The organism is Bradyrhizobium sp. USDA 4502 (assembly GCF_054063355.1).
This window is the reverse complement of the sequence record NZ_JBSSGF010000001.1, coordinates 1020313-1035479: the sequence shown is the minus strand read 5'-3', so window position 1 is coordinate 1035479 and position 15167 is coordinate 1020313. Positions and strand designations below refer to the sequence as shown.

Sequence of the window (15167 nt, the reverse complement as noted above, 5' to 3'; positions counted from 1 at the left end):
GCGGCCAGGCCGCGGGCATTGCTGCTTTCACGAGCACGATCCGCCGCGACAAACGCGGAGATCGTGCCCGATCAAAACGACCATAAAAACCAAAACAACGGGGAAACGAATGACCGAGATGGCAAGAGATGGCGCTCGCACATCGCGCCTGCGTGTGATCCTGGCCGCAAGCATCGGCTCCGCGCTCGAATGGTACGACTTCTTCCTCTACGGCACCGCAGCGGCGCTGGTGTTCGGCGAATTGTTCTTTCCGAAGAGCGATCCGGCGGTCGGCACGCTGTTGTCGTTCCTGACCTTCGGCGTCGGCTTCGTGGTGCGGCCGTTCGGCGGCCTCTTGTTCGGCATCCTCGGCGATCGCTATGGCCGCAAGCCGGTGCTGGTCTCCACGCTCCTGATGATCGGCATCGGCACCACCGCGATCGGCTTCCTGCCGACTTATGGGCAGATCGGCGTCTGGGCGCCGATCCTCCTGGTCGCGATGCGCGTCATCCAGGGCCTTGGCGCCGGCGCCGAATATGGCGGCGCGGTGATCTATCTGGTCGAGAACGCACCGCCGAAGCATCGCGGCTTCTGGGGCGGCTTCGCGCCGCTCGGCGTCTCCGTCGGCAACCTGCTTGCGGCCGGCGCCTTCGCGCTGGTGACCATGCTGCCGCGCGAGGATTTGATGAGCTGGGGCTGGCGCCTGCCCTTCCTGGCGAGCTTCCTCCTGATCGTGGTCGGCATCTTCGTCCGCATGCGCATCACCGAGACGCCGGTCTACACCGAGGCGGTGGTCGCGCGCGGCAAGGTCGAGAGCAATCCGGCGATGGAAGCGTTGCGCCGACACCCGCGCAACTTCTTCGTCGTGCTCGGCGCCCGCATGGCCGAGAACGGGCTCGGCTATTTCTTCCCGGTGTTTGGGCTGAGCTACGTGATCACCACGCTCGGCGTGCCGAAAGCCGAGGCGCTCAGCGCGCTGATGCTGGCATTCACGGTCGAACTGTTTGCGATCCTCGGCTTTGCGGCATTGTCGGACCGGATCGGGCGGCGGCCGGTCTACATGTTCGGCGCGCTGGCCGGCGTGGCGCTCGCCTTCCCGTTCTTCTGGATGGTCGGCACCAAGGAGTGGATCATGATCGCGCTCGCCTTCATCCTGGCGCGCGCCGTGGTAACGGCGGCGATGTTCGGGCCGCAGGCGGCGTATTTCGCCGAGCTGTTCCCGCCGCAACGCCGCTTCGCGGGCTTTGCCTTCGCCCGCGAGCTCGGCTCGCTGCTGTCGGGCGGCCCGGCACCGTTCGTCGCCACCGCACTGGTCGCGGCCTACGGCACCTGGTGGCCGGTCGCCTGCTACGCGATGTTCCTGTCGGCCTGCACCGTCGTTGCGATCTGGATCGGGCCCGAGACCTACCAGGAGAACATCGCCGCCGACGAAGGCGAACAGGCCGAGCTGCCCACGGCGATCCCGGCGCGGGCCTGACCGGTGGCGCAGCAACTGCGCGTCCTGCAGTCGCTCTGGGCGATGGAGCGACGGCTGGCCGATGAGGGCGAATGGCCGCTGCAAACCCAGCTCGCGATGATCCGCGATGCCGGGTTTGACGGCGCCGGCGTGCGCTTCATCGATCCTGTCTTTGCGCGCGAGGCGACGAGCTTCCTTCGCGCGCATGGCATGATCTGGCAGGCGCAATGCTACCCGAAGAGCGTCGACGACCTGAAGCCGGTGCTCGAGCTGGTCGCCCGGCTCGGCACCGATCATGTCAACCTGCAGCCGGACGTTCGGCCGCGCCGGCTCGCGGATTGCATTCCGCTGCTCGAAGGCTGGCGGCGGCTTGCCGCCGAGGCCGGCGTCGCCGTGCATGTCGAGACCCATCGCGACCGCATGACGACCGACCTGTTCTTCATGCTCGACCTGCTCGACTGCTTTCCCGATCTGCGGCTTACCGCCGATCTCTCGCATTATCTGGTCGGCCGCGAATTCGCCTGGCCGGTCGACGACGTCAACCACGCGATGATCCATCGCATCCTCGACAATGCCTGGGGCATCCATGGCCGTATCGCGAGCCGCGAGCAGGTGCAGATCTCGCTCGGCTTTCCGCAACACCAGGGCTGGGTGTCGCTGTTCATGGGCTGGTGGGACTACGGTATCCGCTCCTGGCGCAAGCGCGCCGGTCCCGACGCGACCCTGACCTTCCTGTGCGAGCTCGGTCCCCCGCCCTATGCCATCACCGGGCCCGACGGCAGGGAACTGTCCGACCGCTGGCAGGACGCGTTGGTCATGAAGGACATGATCCGCGCGCTGTGGGATCGTATCGCGAACGAGCCGCAAGGCGCGCTCCCACATTGATTCAAGCAAGCCACGGCGGCATCCTGAACACCCACAATCCGGAACGCCGCGAGGACCCGTGCGCGACCGCTGGGCTTATCCGCTTCAATGCCTCGTCGCCGTCTCGGCGATGGCAGCCTTCGCGCATACGAAGGCGGCCGCGGCAGAGTTCGCCCTGAATGTCGCGACCCTGCCGCGCGTCGCGACCATCGACCCGCGCTTTCAGTCCTACAACATCGAGATGGTCGAGGTGACCGGCGGACGGTTCTGGAGACCCTATGCAACCGCCGCCACGCGCCGGCGTGCAGAGACGGAGCGGTTCGCAGCTCGCGCTCCGATCGACCTGCACGATGGCAGGCTCCGCAAGCTCGCCGCAGCCCTCTCACCCGCGTATCTGCGCGTCAGCGGGACCTGGGCCAACAGCACGTTCTTTGCGGATTCCGAGACGCCACCGGCTGCACCGACGGCCGGCTTCAACGGCGTGCTGACGCGACGGCAGTGGCGGGACGTGATCGAGTTCTCGCACGCCGTCGACGCTCCGATCGTCACGTCCTTTGCGATCAGCGCGGGCGCGCGTGACGCTGCGGGGCAATGGAGCCCCGAGCAGGCCCGGCAACTTCTCGCTTTCACGCGATCGGCCGGTGGGCGTATCGCCGCAGCCGAGTTCATGAATGAGCCCGATCTGCCGACCATCGGCAGCGCCCCTGACGGCTACGATGCTGCGGCCTACGGCCGGGATTTTGCAGCGTTCCGCGCCTTCATGAAGGACACCGCGCCCGACGTGACGATCCTCGGCCCCGGCACGATCGGCACCGGCGCTGAGGCCCAAGCGCTTTTCGCCGCATCGGCAGCCGGCGTCGACGCGGTCTCTTATCATCATTATGGCGCGCTGTCGGCGCGATGCGGCGGTGATCGCAGGGCAAGGCATGCATTGTCGGACGAATGGCTGGCGCGAACCGGCGAGAGCCTCGCCCTCTACGAGACGCTGCGCGACCAGCTTGCGCCGGGCAAGCCGATCTGGCTGACCGAGACGGCCGAGACCGCATGCGGCGGCAATCGCCTGGCCGCAACCTTCGCCGACACGTTCCGTTACCTCGATCAACTCGGACGGCTGGCCAAGGCCGGCGTCCAGGTGGTGATGCACAACACGCTTGCGGCGAGCGACTATGGGCTGCTCGACGAGCGCACGCATCTGCCGCGGCCGAATTATTGGGCTGCGCTGCTATGGCGGCGGTTGATGGGCACCACCGTGCTCGACGGCGGTATCGCGGAGCGTCACGGCTTCCATGTCTATGCGCATTGCGCGCGCGACATGCCTGATGGAGTAGCCCTGCTCGTCATCAACAATGACCGGCGAACACGGCGCAAGCTCACGCTGTCGGCCGCCTCGCAACGTTACACGCTCACGAGCAAAAAGCCTGCCGACGGCAACGTTCAGCTCAATGGCGCGACGCTTTTGCTTGGAACCTCTGATCGTATCCCCGCCCTGGACGGCAATGCGACAGTCGCCGGAACGATCGTCTTCGCACCCAGAACGATCACGTTCCTGATCGTCGCCGACGCCGGCAACGCCAATTGCCGGTAGCGGCCCGACGTCGCCTTACGCCGCGTCGCGGCTGGCGTCGGAGGATTCCGGCGGGCGCGCCACCAGATGGCCGAGCATGATGGCAGTCATCAGCCGCTCCATCTCGAGCCGCGCGGTGACATGCGACATGGTCGGCCGGCTACCGAGTGCGAGCTGGCTGACGTCGTCGATCGCCGTCAGTCCGCGCGGATAGAATTCGCGGAAGATCACGCGTTCGGCCAGGCCATCGACCAGGCGGAAATTCAGCGTCTTGGCCAATTCGCTCAAGGCTTCGCCGACCAAGCGCTTGTTGCGTGACCCGAGCGTGGAGAGGCGGTTGCGCAGCACCACCCACTCGAATGCCGGCTGATCGTGTGTGCTGCGCTGGCGCCGCGCCTCCTCCACCATCTTCGAATAGTGGCTGATGCCGGTCACCTTGAACTCGTTCGGATCGACGGTGCCGAGCACGTCGAAATCGAGGAAGCTGTCGTTGAGCGGCGTGATCAACGTGTTCGCCAGCGAATGCGTGAACGTCGTCAGATAGGTGTCATGGCCGGGACAGTCGATGACGACGAAATCGTGCGACCGGCCGAGCCGCTCGACGATCTCGGCAAGCGCGCTGCGCCCGAGCGTCTCGACCTCGCTGCTCCTGCCGCTCACCGTCTCGAAGCACATATGCGCGGGAACGCCGAGATCCAGCGAGGTTTCCCGCGCCCAGTCCCGCCGGTTCTCGACGTAGTGCGTCAGCGACTTCTGCTTGTTATCGAGATCGATGGTGGCGACGCGCTGACCCGCCTTGATCAGCGCGATGGCGATATGCATGGCAATTGTCGACTTGCCCGAGCCGCCCTTGTTATTTCCGACAACTATTACTCGTGCGTTTGTCATGGGAATCCATACCGGACGCTTGAGTGAAAGCAGGACGAAACAGAATTTAATGAATGGATCGAATCTCCCTGATTCGATGAATCTCGACAAGAGTCGCTGCTACATTGTCGTGATCGAAATCAAGAAGCTGCGACATCATTGTCACAGCTTCTTCGAGCACGTATCGTGAACGCAGCCTTTGCCCTGAGATTAGCGTCCCTGAAACACCGCGGCGCGGCGCTCAACGAACGACTTGATACCCTCGGCCGCATCTGATGTGTTGAGCACACGTTCGCGGATCTGCGGAATGATCGCGATTGCCGCCTGCTCGCCGGCTTCGATGAACTTGCGGCCCGCCTCCTTGGTCACCTGGATTCCAAGCGGCGCATTGCGCGCGATGATCTCCGCGAGCGCCATCGCGCGCTCGACCTGCTGGCCCGCCGGCACGACTTCCTGCACGAGACCGATCCGATGCGCCTCGGCGGCGGTGAACTCGTCGCACAGCAACAGGTGATACATCGCATCGCCCCACCCGGCGCGGCTGATATAGCGGAAATGCGCGCCCGCCAGCGGCGCGATGCCGCGCTTGGCTTCCATCTGGCAGAAGCGGCTGTCGTCCGCGGCGATCACGATATCGCCGGCCAGCATCATCTCGATGCCGACGGTGAACACGATCCCCTGCACCGCCGTGACGATCGGCTTCCGGCAGCGCTTCGACAATCCGAACGGGTCGACGTTGCCCTCCGGCAGCGGCTTGCGCGTCGCCGTCGGACCGAAGAATTTCGGCATGTCGAGACCCGCGGTGAAACTGCCGCCGGCGGCGCAGAGCACCCCGACCCAGAGGCCGTCGTCATTGTCGAGCAGCGTCAGCGCGTCGGAAAGCTCAGCCATCATCTCCGGACTGAAGGCATTCTTCTTCGCGGGATTGTCGATGATGATCTTGAGGATGTGGTCGTGCCGCTCGTGGCGGACCCGCCCTTCGCTCGCGCTGCCGGACATCAGTTCCTCCCTGCTTTGTGACTGGATAATTTCTGGATGATGGTTGTCATCCAGATGCATGATGGTCATAATCCAGAAAGAGAGTCAAACAGGGGCCAGGCGAGATGGGCCATTCCCAGGCCGACAAGGCCAGGAGCCGTGAGCGTATTCTGAACGAGGCTGCGACGCAGATCCGCGACAAGGGCCTCGACGCGCTCAGCATCGGCGGCCTGATGCAGCAGGTGAAGCTGACCCATGGCGGTTTCTATGGGCACTTCGCCTCGCGTTCCGACCTGATCGCCGCGGCTCTGGAACAAGCGCTGCATGCAGGCGAAGCGTCGGCTCACGCGGCGCGCGATCCCGACAAGCCGGGCAATATCAACACACTGGTGCGGAGCTATCTCAGCCGCGCCCATCGCGACTCGCCCAAGTCGGGCTGCGCGATCGGCGCGCTGATCTCGGATGTCGGTCGCGCCGATGCGCAGTGCCGCGCGGTGATGGAGCCGCACATCGAATCCTTCATCGCCAAGGTCGCCGAGACGTTCGGCGACGATGACGACGGCAACGCAATCCTCGCGGTGAGTGCGATGGTCGGGGCGCTGGCGATCTCGCGCGTCCTCACCGACCAGAAGCGGTCCGATGCCGTCCTGCGCACCGTGCGCGACAGCATCATCGCGATGGCGTCCGACGAATGATTTCGCCCGCGCCGCGGGCACCTTGATGGAGCAAGCCATGAACGACCGATCCGCCCTCGAGCCGACCGCCGTACAAGGAAGCGTGCTGATTGCCGGCGTCGGCGCGTCGAACGGCCTCGGCGCCGCGATTGCGCGTCGCTTTGCCGCCGGCGGCTATCCCGTCGCGATCGCCGGCCGCAACGCCGACAAGCTCGCCGCGACCGCGGCCGAGCTGGCCGCAAGCGGCGCAACGGTCGCGCATGTGGTCGGCGACGCCTCCACGGCGGCCGACGTCGCGCGCTTCGTCGCGGCGGCCGAGCGGCTCGCACCGCTCGCGATGGCTGTGCACAATGCAGGCTCCAACCGGCCGGCACCGTTTCTGAAGGTCAGCGAGCAGCGCTTCGAGGAGCACTGGCGCGAACACGCGCTCGGCGGTTTCCAGCTGGCACAGGCCGCGATCCCCGCTTTGCTTGCGCGCGGCGGCGGCACGCTGGTGTTTACGGGCGCCAGCGGTTCGCTGCGCGGCAAGGCCAACTACTCACCGTTCGCCGCCGCCAAGGCCGCGCTGCGCGCGCTGGCGCAGAGCGTGGCGCGGGAATTCGGGCCGCAGGGCATCCATGTCGGCCATGTCGTGGTCGATGGCGGGATCGAGGGCGACCGCCTGCTGAACATGCGTCCGCAATTGAAGGACGAGCGCGGGCCGGACGGCATGCTCAACATCGCGGCCATCGCCGACGCCTATTGGGTGCTGCACCACCAGCATCGCAGCGCCTGGACGCTGGAGCTCGACTTGCGGCCGTGGGCGGAGCAGTTCTGAACACGCTGCGCCACCCTTCTCGCCCGTGAATATTGGTTGCGATCGGCCGGAATCTTGTCAGCTTATGCGGCAAGGTCCGTCGAGATCGCACCCTGTCCCGGGAGAAGGCCATGTCGCAGCCCACGCCGATCCTGCACCACTTCGATCAATCGCCGTTCTCCGAGAAGATCCGCATCATCTTCGGATTCAAGAAGCTCGCCTGGAGCTCGGTGCGGATCTCCCGGATCATGCCGCGGCCGGACCTGATGCCGATGACCGGCGGCTATCGCCGCACGCCGACGATGCAGATCGGCGCCGACATCTATTGTGACACCCAGATCATCATCCGCGAGCTGGAGCGGCGCTACCCGACGCCGACGCTGTTTCCGGCAGGCAATGCCGGCGTGCCCTGGGCGCTCGGCATGTGGGCCGACCGGCCGTTCTTCCAGAACACGGTCAACCTCGTGTTCGGCTTCGTCGGCGACAGGGTCCCGCGGGATTTCATCGAGGATCGCGAGAAGTTGCGCGGCGGCAAGTTCGACGTCGCCGCCATGACCGCGGCGCTGCCGCAGATGCGCGACCAGTTCCGCGCCAATATCGACTGGATCGAGGCGCAACTCGGCGACGGCCGGCCGTGGCTGTTCGGCGAGTTCAGCCTCGCGGACGTCAGCGCCTACATGAACGTGTGGTACGCGCGACAGAGCCTCGCCATGATGGACGAGATCATGACGTCCTTTCCGCGCGTTGTGGCATGGGAGGAGCGCGTCCGCGCCATCGGCCACGGCACGCGCACCGAGATGTCGTCGGCCGACGCGCTCGAGATCGCGGCGAAGGCGCGGCCGGAGTCGCCCGTGTTCGGCGACCCCACGGACCCGAACGGTCGCAAGCCCGGCGACGTCGTTGCCGTGATGCCGGATGACTACGGCAAGATCCCGGTGCGTGGCGAGATCGTCTCGCTGTCGGCGCAACACATCGCGATCCGCCGGTCGGATGAGCGCGTCGGCGAGGTGGTGGTGCATTTCCCGCGCGCCGGCTTCCTGGTGGTCCCGGGCTGATTGCCGCGGGCTGCTCGACATCGGGCCTGGAAACGCTGCGTTTCGCGGCGTGACCTTGCCGGCCCGCTGAATCGGCAATAGCTCCCGGTTATCTCCAACCCAAGGCTCCACAGCGCAGGCTTGCGGATCGATCCGCAGCAACCCGACCTTTCGGCCTGCGTGCGATGGGTGGCCCGTGGCGGATGCTCCGCCACGCCGACAACCGGACTGACCATGACGACCTCCGTCGAATTCGGGCTTGATACGTTTGGCGACGTCACCAACGACGCCGCCGGCACGCCGCTGCCCCATGCCCAGGTGATCCGCAACGTCATCGACGAAGCGGTGCTGGCCGACGAGCTCGGGATCGATTTCATCGGGCTCGGCGAGCACCACCGCGCCGATTTTGCGATCTCCACGCCCGAGACCGTGCTGGCGGCAATCGCCGCACGCACCCAAAACATCCGCCTCGGCTCGGCGGTGACCGTGCTGAGCTCGGACGATCCGATCCGCGTCTTCCAGCGTTTCGCCACGGTCGACGCGGTCTCGAACGGCCGCGCCGAGGTGATCCTCGGCCGCGGCTCCTTCACCGAGTCGTTCCCGCTGTTCGGCTTCGACCTCAGGCAATACAACGAGCTATTCGAGGAGAAGCTCGATCTGTTCACCGAACTGCTCAAGCAGGAGCCGGTGACCTGGCAGGGCAAGCTGCGGCCACCGCTCAAGAGCCAGTCGGTCTATCCGCCGGTCGAGCACGGCCGGCTGAAGACCTGGATCGGCGTCGGCGGCAGTCCCGAGTCGGTGGTCCGCGCGGCGCATTACGACCTGCCGCTGATGCTTGCCATCATCGGCGGCGATCCCAAGCGTTTTGCGCCCTATGTCGACCTGCACCAGCGGGCCTACCAGCAGTTCGGCCGCGAACCGAAGCCGATCGGCGTGCACTCGCCGGGCTATGTCGCCGAGACCGACGCCCAGGCACGCGAGGAGCTGTGGCCGGACTACAAGGTCATGCGCGACCGTATCGGCAAGGAGCGCGGCTGGCCGCCGATGGGCCGCGACGAGTTCGTGGCCGAGGCCGAGCAGGGCTCGCTCTATGTCGGCGCGCCGGAAACCGTTGCCCGCAAGATCGCGGCGACCGTCAAGGCGCTCGGCGCGGCGCGCTTCCAGCTGAAATACTCGGCGGGCCCGCTGCCGCACGACAAGCTGATGAAGAGCATCGAGCTCTATGGCAGCAAGGTGGTGCCGATGGTGCGCGAGCTGCTCGCCGCGTGATGAGCCAGAACCGGCATGACAAAGCAAAACCCCCGGCGCTTTCGCGCCGGGGGCTCTGTTAGATCGCAATCAGATCAACCGGTATTACCAGTTGCGCTGAGCGCGGAGCAGCATGGTGTAGGTGTTCTGGTCCTTCAGCTCGTAGATCGCGCCGGGCTTGCCGATCGTCGGGCTGCCGGGGAAAGCGACCGTACCAGAGAAGCCCTGGTCCAGACGGGTGTAGGTGAAGTCGGCCGAGAAGGTCAGGTTCTTCACCGGAGTCCACTGGGTCTGCGTGCCGAGCTGCGCGATGCTGTAGTCGGGGTTGCAGGACGTCAGAGCCGAACCAGCACCGAAGAAGTTGCTCAGCGAGCCGCCTACGCCGTTGCCGGCCGGACCGCAGATGTAACCCTTGGACGTGCTGTTGTAGTTAACCTGGGCCCAGGCACCGTAGATGCTGGTGTTCCAGTTCGGGTTCCAGTTATGCACGTAGGCACCGCGGAAGCCGTAGGTCGTGATCAGCTGCTGCTGACCGCCCGTCACGAAGATCGAGTCCGGCGCGATGCCGAAGCCGATGCTCTGATAGGCGCCCGGAACGTTGGTTCCGCCGAAGATGGTGTTGCCACCAGCCGAACCGGCGAGGTCCTGGATGTTATAGCGGGTCGCACCGTTGGTGTAGACACCCTGCAAGTTGATGGTGTCGCCAGGTCCGGTCGGGATGTTCTTGATCGACAAGGCCAACGAACCAGCCCAGCCCCACTTGTCGTCCGGATGACCGGTCAACTCGGTGCCGCCGTAGTAGGCCACGTGGTTGTTATGCGCGGCGAACGATGCCTGGAACAGACCCCAGGCCTGGTCGACACGCAGCATCGCGACGAGGTCCGGAGCGATCGTGCCAGCGTAGTCGCTGATGCCGAACACGTTGGTGTTGCCGGGAACACCGAAGTTGACGGGCGCACCGAGGTTGACCACGCCAGCCTGGTAGTAAGCCGACTGATCCTGCGCCGACAGAGACAGCGACACGCCGTTGCCGAACTGCGCAGTGTAGGTGAACTGGTTCACACCAGTGATCGTGCCGCCGCCGCCGACGAGACCGTCGAAGCTGTTGCCCGGGTAGTTGGCCCACGGAGCCGAGAACTGCGAGACCGCCTTACCCATGGTGAAGCCGGCGAACTGGATGAAGGCGTAGTAGACGCCGACCGTACCAGCCGCAACCGCACCGGAGTTGGCGTTGTTCGGAGCCGAAACCGCGCCGATCGGCGAGTAAACGGTCGCACCGTTGCCCTGACCGGCATAGGTGTCCGAGGTCCAGGAGAAGGTCGCATCGAAGAAGGTGCGGACCACGCCGTATTCGGTCGCGGTGCGCGTATCGATGTTCAGGTCTTCACGAGAACGCCAGGTGTAGCCGTTGGTGAAGCGGTTGTTTGCGCCAGCGGCACCCGAGGTGTTGCCGGTGTGATCCGAGTTCGAGTTGATGACGACGTCTGCGCGCAGGTAGCCGCCCAGCTTGATGCAGGTATCGGTGCCCGGGATGTAGTAGAATCCGGGACCATACAGGGAGCAAACCTTCACGTACTCGACCGCTTTGGCCTTGACGGGAAGATCGGCCGCCTGAGCTCCGCCGACCGCGACGAGAGCCGCCGCCGAGCCGAGGATAAGGCTCTTAACCATCTTCATGTTAAACCTCCAAGTTGCTCTATCTCAGGGAAGGTTCCGGATCCGCCGGGTAAGACACCCTCAGGTTGGTTCCCTTTGTCCCTTAAAATCCCCGCTTAGTCGCTTCGCGCCTTCGGACACACCCGCATGAACGCGAGGGACTTAAGCGAACCACCTAGAACGGGACGACCTCGGGATGCCCCCCTCCGTCGTAGTTCCATATGAGACAGAAGGCCCCCGATCACGCAACAAAAGACCGCTCGGTTTGGGGCGAGTTGCGGCTGTTTTCGGGCAAATGTTGCACAAATATCACGGGCTTTTGAATTGCGACAACTCCACAAGCTATTGAAATATAATACGAATATTTCAGTTACCGCTATCGGGCACAAGATTGGGCAACACCGCGCGGAACGGTGTGCAAAACGCCTAGTCCTACTGAGAAAGCGAAAGCCGGAATCGGCCTCGGCAGCGCTGATTCCGGTATCCGGGCACGACATTTCGGCCCAAAACGCCGCGATTTGAACAACATAGCCCGCCCTGAATACCGTCGACTCGCGCCTGGAAGGGGGCTTTCCGATGGCTCGGAGCAGGCCGAATGACGGCGGGCGGTTTGCCACGCATGTGCAGTAACGATGCTACATGTCACTGGGATGTCAGCGCGCAGAATCGGTCGATTTGTTCTCCCCAGCCCCGGCGCGCTGAAATATCTCTACTGTGCACGGCGCACCCGCAAGGCTCGTCTCCGACGGAGCCGCGTCGCGCTCACTCGTCCAGAATGTCCAGGAGATCCTCGATCCGCTCGAAAGGCGGCTCGTGTATGTTGTCAGAATAGAACACGCGATCGCCGTCGCGCTGGAGCGAACGTGCTCTGGATTTGGGCAGCTTCCCGGGAAGGAACGTCGCCGCGACGGCCTCCGGGCCGACATCGAGCCTCACGATCCCTCTCCGCTTGCAATCGATCCTGAGCCTCGCCGCGGCGAAGAAGTCCCGACCCGCCGACGGCAGCCTGCCGAAGCGGCGCGAGGTTTCTTCCTCGAGATCCTCCAGATCGTCTTCGTTCCGGCACCTCGCGGCACGGCCATAGATTTCAAGCCGCACGGATTCCGATTGCACATAGCTCCTGGGCAGCAAATCCGCGAGCGGAAGGTTGAGATCGGGCACCCACATATCGGCGGACCGGTCGTTGGTCTTCTCCGAGGCTTGCTTGAGAAGGTGGCTGTAGAGCACCGGACCGAAAACCTGCACGTGGCCGGATTGACGCTCCGAAAGCAGATCCCCGGCGCCTCTGAGGTCGAGATCCCGCTCGCTGATCGCAAAACCGGCGCCCGGTCTGCTGAACTCCTCCAGAACGGCCAAACGCCTCCCGGATTGTTCCGAACTGGATTCGGTCAGCATGTATGCGAAGGCGCGTGTCCCGCCGCGTCCCACCCGGCCTCTGAGCTGGTGGAGCTGCGCCAGACCGAACTTTTCCGGCCAGCAGACCACGATGGTGTTGGCCCGGGGGATGTCGAGACCGCTTTCCACGATGTTGGTCGCCAGGAGGACGTCCGCCTCGCCTTCGACGAAGCTCATCATTCGATCGTCGATTTCGTCGACGGGTAGCTTGCCATGCAGGCAGACGATGCGGAGCTCCGGGGCCATCGACTGCACGCGCGCCAGCATCGGATCCAGATCCTGGATGCGCGGACAGATCAGAAAGCTTTGCCCGTGACGTCGCTGCTCGCGCAGCAATGCTGCGGCGATGGCGGCATCCGAGAGCGGAGCGATCTTGGTCGCGACCGGAAGCCGATGAACGGGCGGGGATGCGATCACGCTCAGCTCCCTGAATCCCGCAAGGCCCGCCGCAAGTGTGCGCGGAATCGGCGTGGCACTCATCCACAGCGTATGGGCGCCCTTCGCCAGCCCTGAAAGCTTCGCCTTCTCGGCCGCGCCGAAGTGCTGCTCTTCGTCGACAATGACCAGGCTCAGCTTGGCGAACCTCACGTCCTTCGATGCGATCGCCTGCGTGCCGACCACGACCTTCATCTTGCCGCTTCGCAGGCCCTCCTTGGTCTCCTTCATCTCCGGAGCCGACGTCGCCCGCGACAGGCTTCCCACTTCGATGCCAAGCGGAGCAAACCGTTTGCGGAAGGTTGCAACGTGCTGCCTTGCCAGAACAGTCGTCGGCACGACGACGGCGACCTGCTTGCCCGACAGCGCAACGGCCGCCGCCGCGCGCAATGCCACCTCGGTCTTGCCAAACCCGACGTCGCCGCAGACGACCCGATCCATCGGATGACCGGACGCCAGATCATCGAGGACGTCGCGAATTGCCTTCGCCTGGTCGACGGTCGTGAAATACGGAAAGCGCGCGACGAACCGCTCATAGGCGGGACCGGGAGCGACCAGCTTGGGAGCGCGCCGGCGGCGCCGTTGCGCGATGTGTTTGGCAAGCGCCTTGGCGGCAGTCTGGATTTCCCGCTCCGCCTTGCCACGCCGCGTCCACCACGTACTGCCATCGGCCCTGTCCAATGCCAGCTTGCCGAGCTCCGCGGCATACGGCCAGATCAGCGCAAGATCGGCCGGCGGAACGAGGACGGCATCATCTCCCGCGAATGCCAGCCTGATCATCTCGCGCGATGATCCCTTCCCCATATCGAAGGTCTGCAAGCCATCGAGCACGGCCAGCCCGCGCTGCAGATGCACGACGACCGCACCGCGCTCCGGCACGTCGGGATGATCGAAAGCCGAACTCCAGGCTCTGGCCATGGGCTGCGGATGATGCGCCCTGCTGCCGAGCACGTCGGTCGCCGTCACGACGACGAGCGGCTTGCGCCCTGAGCCGATGAAGCCGGTGTCGAAGTCGGCCAGCAGCGCGCCTTCGCCGCCTCGCCCCTTCGCCGCCTCGTTCCAGTCTGCGAAGCGCTCCGCCTTGATCCCGCTCATTCGCTCCATCGCGCGCAGGTCATCCTCGACCGCCGCGACAAACAGCAGCCGCGATCCGGCGCGCTCGGTGTCGGCGACAAATGCGCGAAGAGCTTTCCGCGACGAGGCGACCTTCGAGAAGTCGGGAGTGGCGGTGAAAGCTGCCTTTCGGGGCAGCGAGCTCATCCGTCTGGTCTGCCGTTTCCAGTCAGCGGGCCCCAGATACTCGCGCTCCGCCTCCCTGCGGCCGGCCGCCTCCTTGATCGTGCTCAGCCAGCTATCGGCGTGGCCCGAAACGCCGGCGTCCGCGATCCAGTGCGCGCGCTGACAATAATCCGGCAGCGCCGCCCGCTGTGCCCGCTTGCCTCCCAACGCGATCCGTTCGGACATCGGGTCGATGTGCAGTTCCTCCGCGTCGAACACGACGTCGTGCTCGTCCGGATCGACACCTGCGATTCTGCGGATCACGCCACCGGAATGCTCAATTCTGAACGGCCCCAGCGCGCCCGCGGGAAATACCTCGAACGTCATTCCGTGGAACAGAGCGCTGCCGGGATAATCCGCCTCTTCGTCGAGATCGTATCCCAGAGCTTCCAGACGATCCTTGAGTTCCTGCTCGGAATAGCCCGCCCCCACCTTCAGGCTGATGCTGAGGCGCGCCGAGCTGGCGGGCAACGGCAACCGCTCCATGATCGCCTCCGCCGTCGACACCAGGAAGACCGGCTTCTTGCTCCGGGCGAGGCGCCTCAACACCGAACTGCGCCTCCCGGCGATCTCTCGTGACGGCTCCAGCCCGTCAAAGGGCAAGGTATTCAGCCGCGGGAACACCAGCACCTCGAGCGAGGGATCGAGCGAATACAGCACGCTGCCCAGGCGCTCGGCCCTGTTCTCGCTTTCCGCAAGGAAAACGATGCCGTCCCGCCCGGACTTCTTCCATTGCTCGAGAAGATGGAGCGCCAGCATGCCGAGCGGTGAGGAAGACGAGATTCCGGAACGCGCCGATCCCTTGCTTTTCTTCTTCGCGCCAGCAGCAGCGCGGGCCTTCTTGGTATTCGCCACGTCAGATCCGTCGTTATGTCGTGATTACGATCGCCCGTTGACCTGGATCTCCGGGCGACTCGGGGCTTGTCGCCCGCCGCCATGGAAA

12 protein-coding genes are annotated in these 15167 nt (G+C 65.0%); 8 read left to right on the top strand and 4 right to left on the bottom strand.

Features of this window, described 5'->3' with window-relative positions:
• Positions 1 to 109 precede the first annotated feature (109 nt).
• Genes ACVW1B_RS04665 through ACVW1B_RS04655 form a run of 3 tightly spaced genes read left to right on the top strand, consistent with a single transcriptional unit; the run spans position 110 to position 3884 of the window.
• Positions 110 to 1456, top strand: coding sequence for an MFS transporter (locus ACVW1B_RS04665; protein ID WP_456821233.1), 1347 nt, complete (start codon positions 110 to 112; stop codon positions 1454 to 1456).
• A 3-nt stretch (positions 1457 to 1459) separates the two neighbouring features.
• Positions 1460 to 2320: a sugar phosphate isomerase/epimerase family protein gene (locus ACVW1B_RS04660; protein WP_456821232.1), complete on the top strand. Its 861-nt coding sequence runs from the start codon at positions 1460 to 1462 to the stop codon at positions 2318 to 2320.
• 58 nt (positions 2321 to 2378) lie between these two features.
• Positions 2379 to 3884: a hypothetical protein gene (locus ACVW1B_RS04655; protein ID WP_456821231.1), complete on the top strand. Its 1506-nt coding sequence runs from the start codon at positions 2379 to 2381 to the stop codon at positions 3882 to 3884.
• 15 nt (positions 3885 to 3899) lie between these two features.
• Here ACVW1B_RS04655 and ACVW1B_RS04650 read toward each other — a convergent pair whose 3' ends face one another.
• Positions 3900 to 4685, bottom strand: a complete 786-nt coding sequence (locus ACVW1B_RS04650) for a division plane positioning ATPase MipZ (protein ID WP_456781366.1) — start codon at positions 4683 to 4685, stop codon at positions 3900 to 3902.
• Between ACVW1B_RS04650 and ACVW1B_RS04645 the strand changes: the two genes are divergently transcribed.
• Entirely contained in the window at positions 4684 to 4920 is a 237-nt protein-coding gene (locus ACVW1B_RS04645; protein WP_168857948.1) for a hypothetical protein, read from the top strand. The two genes, ACVW1B_RS04650 and ACVW1B_RS04645, sit on opposite strands and share 2 nt — an antisense overlap.
• A gap of 20 nt (positions 4921 to 4940) precedes the next feature.
• Here the strand turns inward: ACVW1B_RS04645 and ACVW1B_RS04640 are convergent, their stop codons facing one another.
• Entirely contained in the window at positions 4941 to 5729 is a 789-nt protein-coding gene (locus ACVW1B_RS04640) for a crotonase/enoyl-CoA hydratase family protein (protein WP_076824401.1), read from the bottom strand.
• A gap of 104 nt (positions 5730 to 5833) precedes the next feature.
• Here ACVW1B_RS04640 and ACVW1B_RS04635 point away from each other — a divergent pair, with 104 nt between their 5' ends.
• From ACVW1B_RS04635 to ACVW1B_RS04620, 4 genes are all read left to right on the top strand, one after another.
• Positions 5834 to 6403 carry a TetR/AcrR family transcriptional regulator gene (locus tag ACVW1B_RS04635; protein WP_057015234.1) on the top strand — a complete coding sequence of 190 codons (570 nt, stop codon included), beginning with the start codon at positions 5834 to 5836 and terminating at the stop codon, positions 6401 to 6403.
• 37 nt (positions 6404 to 6440) lie between these two features.
• A complete protein-coding gene (locus ACVW1B_RS04630; protein ID WP_057015277.1) occupies positions 6441 to 7199 on the top strand; it encodes an SDR family NAD(P)-dependent oxidoreductase in 759 nt (252 codons plus the stop codon).
• Between the two features lie 110 nt (positions 7200 to 7309).
• Positions 7310 to 8233, top strand: coding sequence for a glutathione S-transferase family protein (locus ACVW1B_RS04625; RefSeq protein WP_456781367.1), 924 nt, complete (start codon positions 7310 to 7312; stop codon positions 8231 to 8233).
• Between the two features lie 213 nt (positions 8234 to 8446).
• Complete coding sequence (locus ACVW1B_RS04620) at positions 8447 to 9481, top strand: LLM class flavin-dependent oxidoreductase (RefSeq protein WP_456781368.1); 1035 nt, start codon at positions 8447 to 8449, stop codon at positions 9479 to 9481.
• Positions 9482 to 9565: 84 nt separating this feature from the next.
• Here the strand turns inward: ACVW1B_RS04620 and ACVW1B_RS04615 are convergent, their stop codons facing one another.
• Positions 9566 to 11137, bottom strand: a complete 1572-nt coding sequence (locus ACVW1B_RS04615; RefSeq protein WP_253603086.1) for a porin — start codon at positions 11135 to 11137, stop codon at positions 9566 to 9568.
• 741 nt (positions 11138 to 11878) lie between these two features.
• Positions 11879 to 14983 (bottom strand): DEAD/DEAH box helicase, encoded by a 3105-nt coding sequence (locus ACVW1B_RS04610; RefSeq protein WP_456822999.1) that lies wholly within the window; start codon positions 14981 to 14983, stop codon positions 11879 to 11881.
• Positions 14984 to 15167: the final 184 nt, after the last annotated feature.

Bases quoted from the DNA above. Each gene is read 5' to 3' on its own strand.
- ACVW1B_RS04610 (WP_456822999.1), bottom strand. From the start codon at position 14,983: ATGCTGGCGCTCCATCTTCTCGAGCAATGGAAGAAGTCCGGGCGGGAC.
- ACVW1B_RS04620 (WP_456781368.1), top strand. From the start codon at position 8,447: ATGACGACCTCCGTCGAATTCGGGCTTGATACGTTTGGCGACGTCACC.
- ACVW1B_RS04635 (WP_057015234.1), top strand. From the start codon at position 5,834: ATGGGCCATTCCCAGGCCGACAAGGCCAGGAGCCGTGAGCGTATTCTG.
- ACVW1B_RS04615 (WP_253603086.1), bottom strand. From the start codon at position 11,137: ATGAAGATGGTTAAGAGCCTTATCCTCGGCTCGGCGGCGGCTCTCGTC.
- ACVW1B_RS04640 (WP_076824401.1), bottom strand. From the start codon at position 5,729: ATGTCCGGCAGCGCGAGCGAAGGGCGGGTCCGCCACGAGCGGCACGAC.
- ACVW1B_RS04645 (WP_168857948.1), top strand. From the start codon at position 4,684: ATGGCAATTGTCGACTTGCCCGAGCCGCCCTTGTTATTTCCGACAACT.
- ACVW1B_RS04650 (WP_456781366.1), bottom strand. From the start codon at position 4,685: ATGCATATCGCCATCGCGCTGATCAAGGCGGGTCAGCGCGTCGCCACC.
- ACVW1B_RS04630 (WP_057015277.1), top strand. From the start codon at position 6,441: ATGAACGACCGATCCGCCCTCGAGCCGACCGCCGTACAAGGAAGCGTG.
- ACVW1B_RS04625 (WP_456781367.1), top strand. From the start codon at position 7,310: ATGTCGCAGCCCACGCCGATCCTGCACCACTTCGATCAATCGCCGTTC.
- ACVW1B_RS04665 (WP_456821233.1), top strand. From the start codon at position 110: ATGACCGAGATGGCAAGAGATGGCGCTCGCACATCGCGCCTGCGTGTG.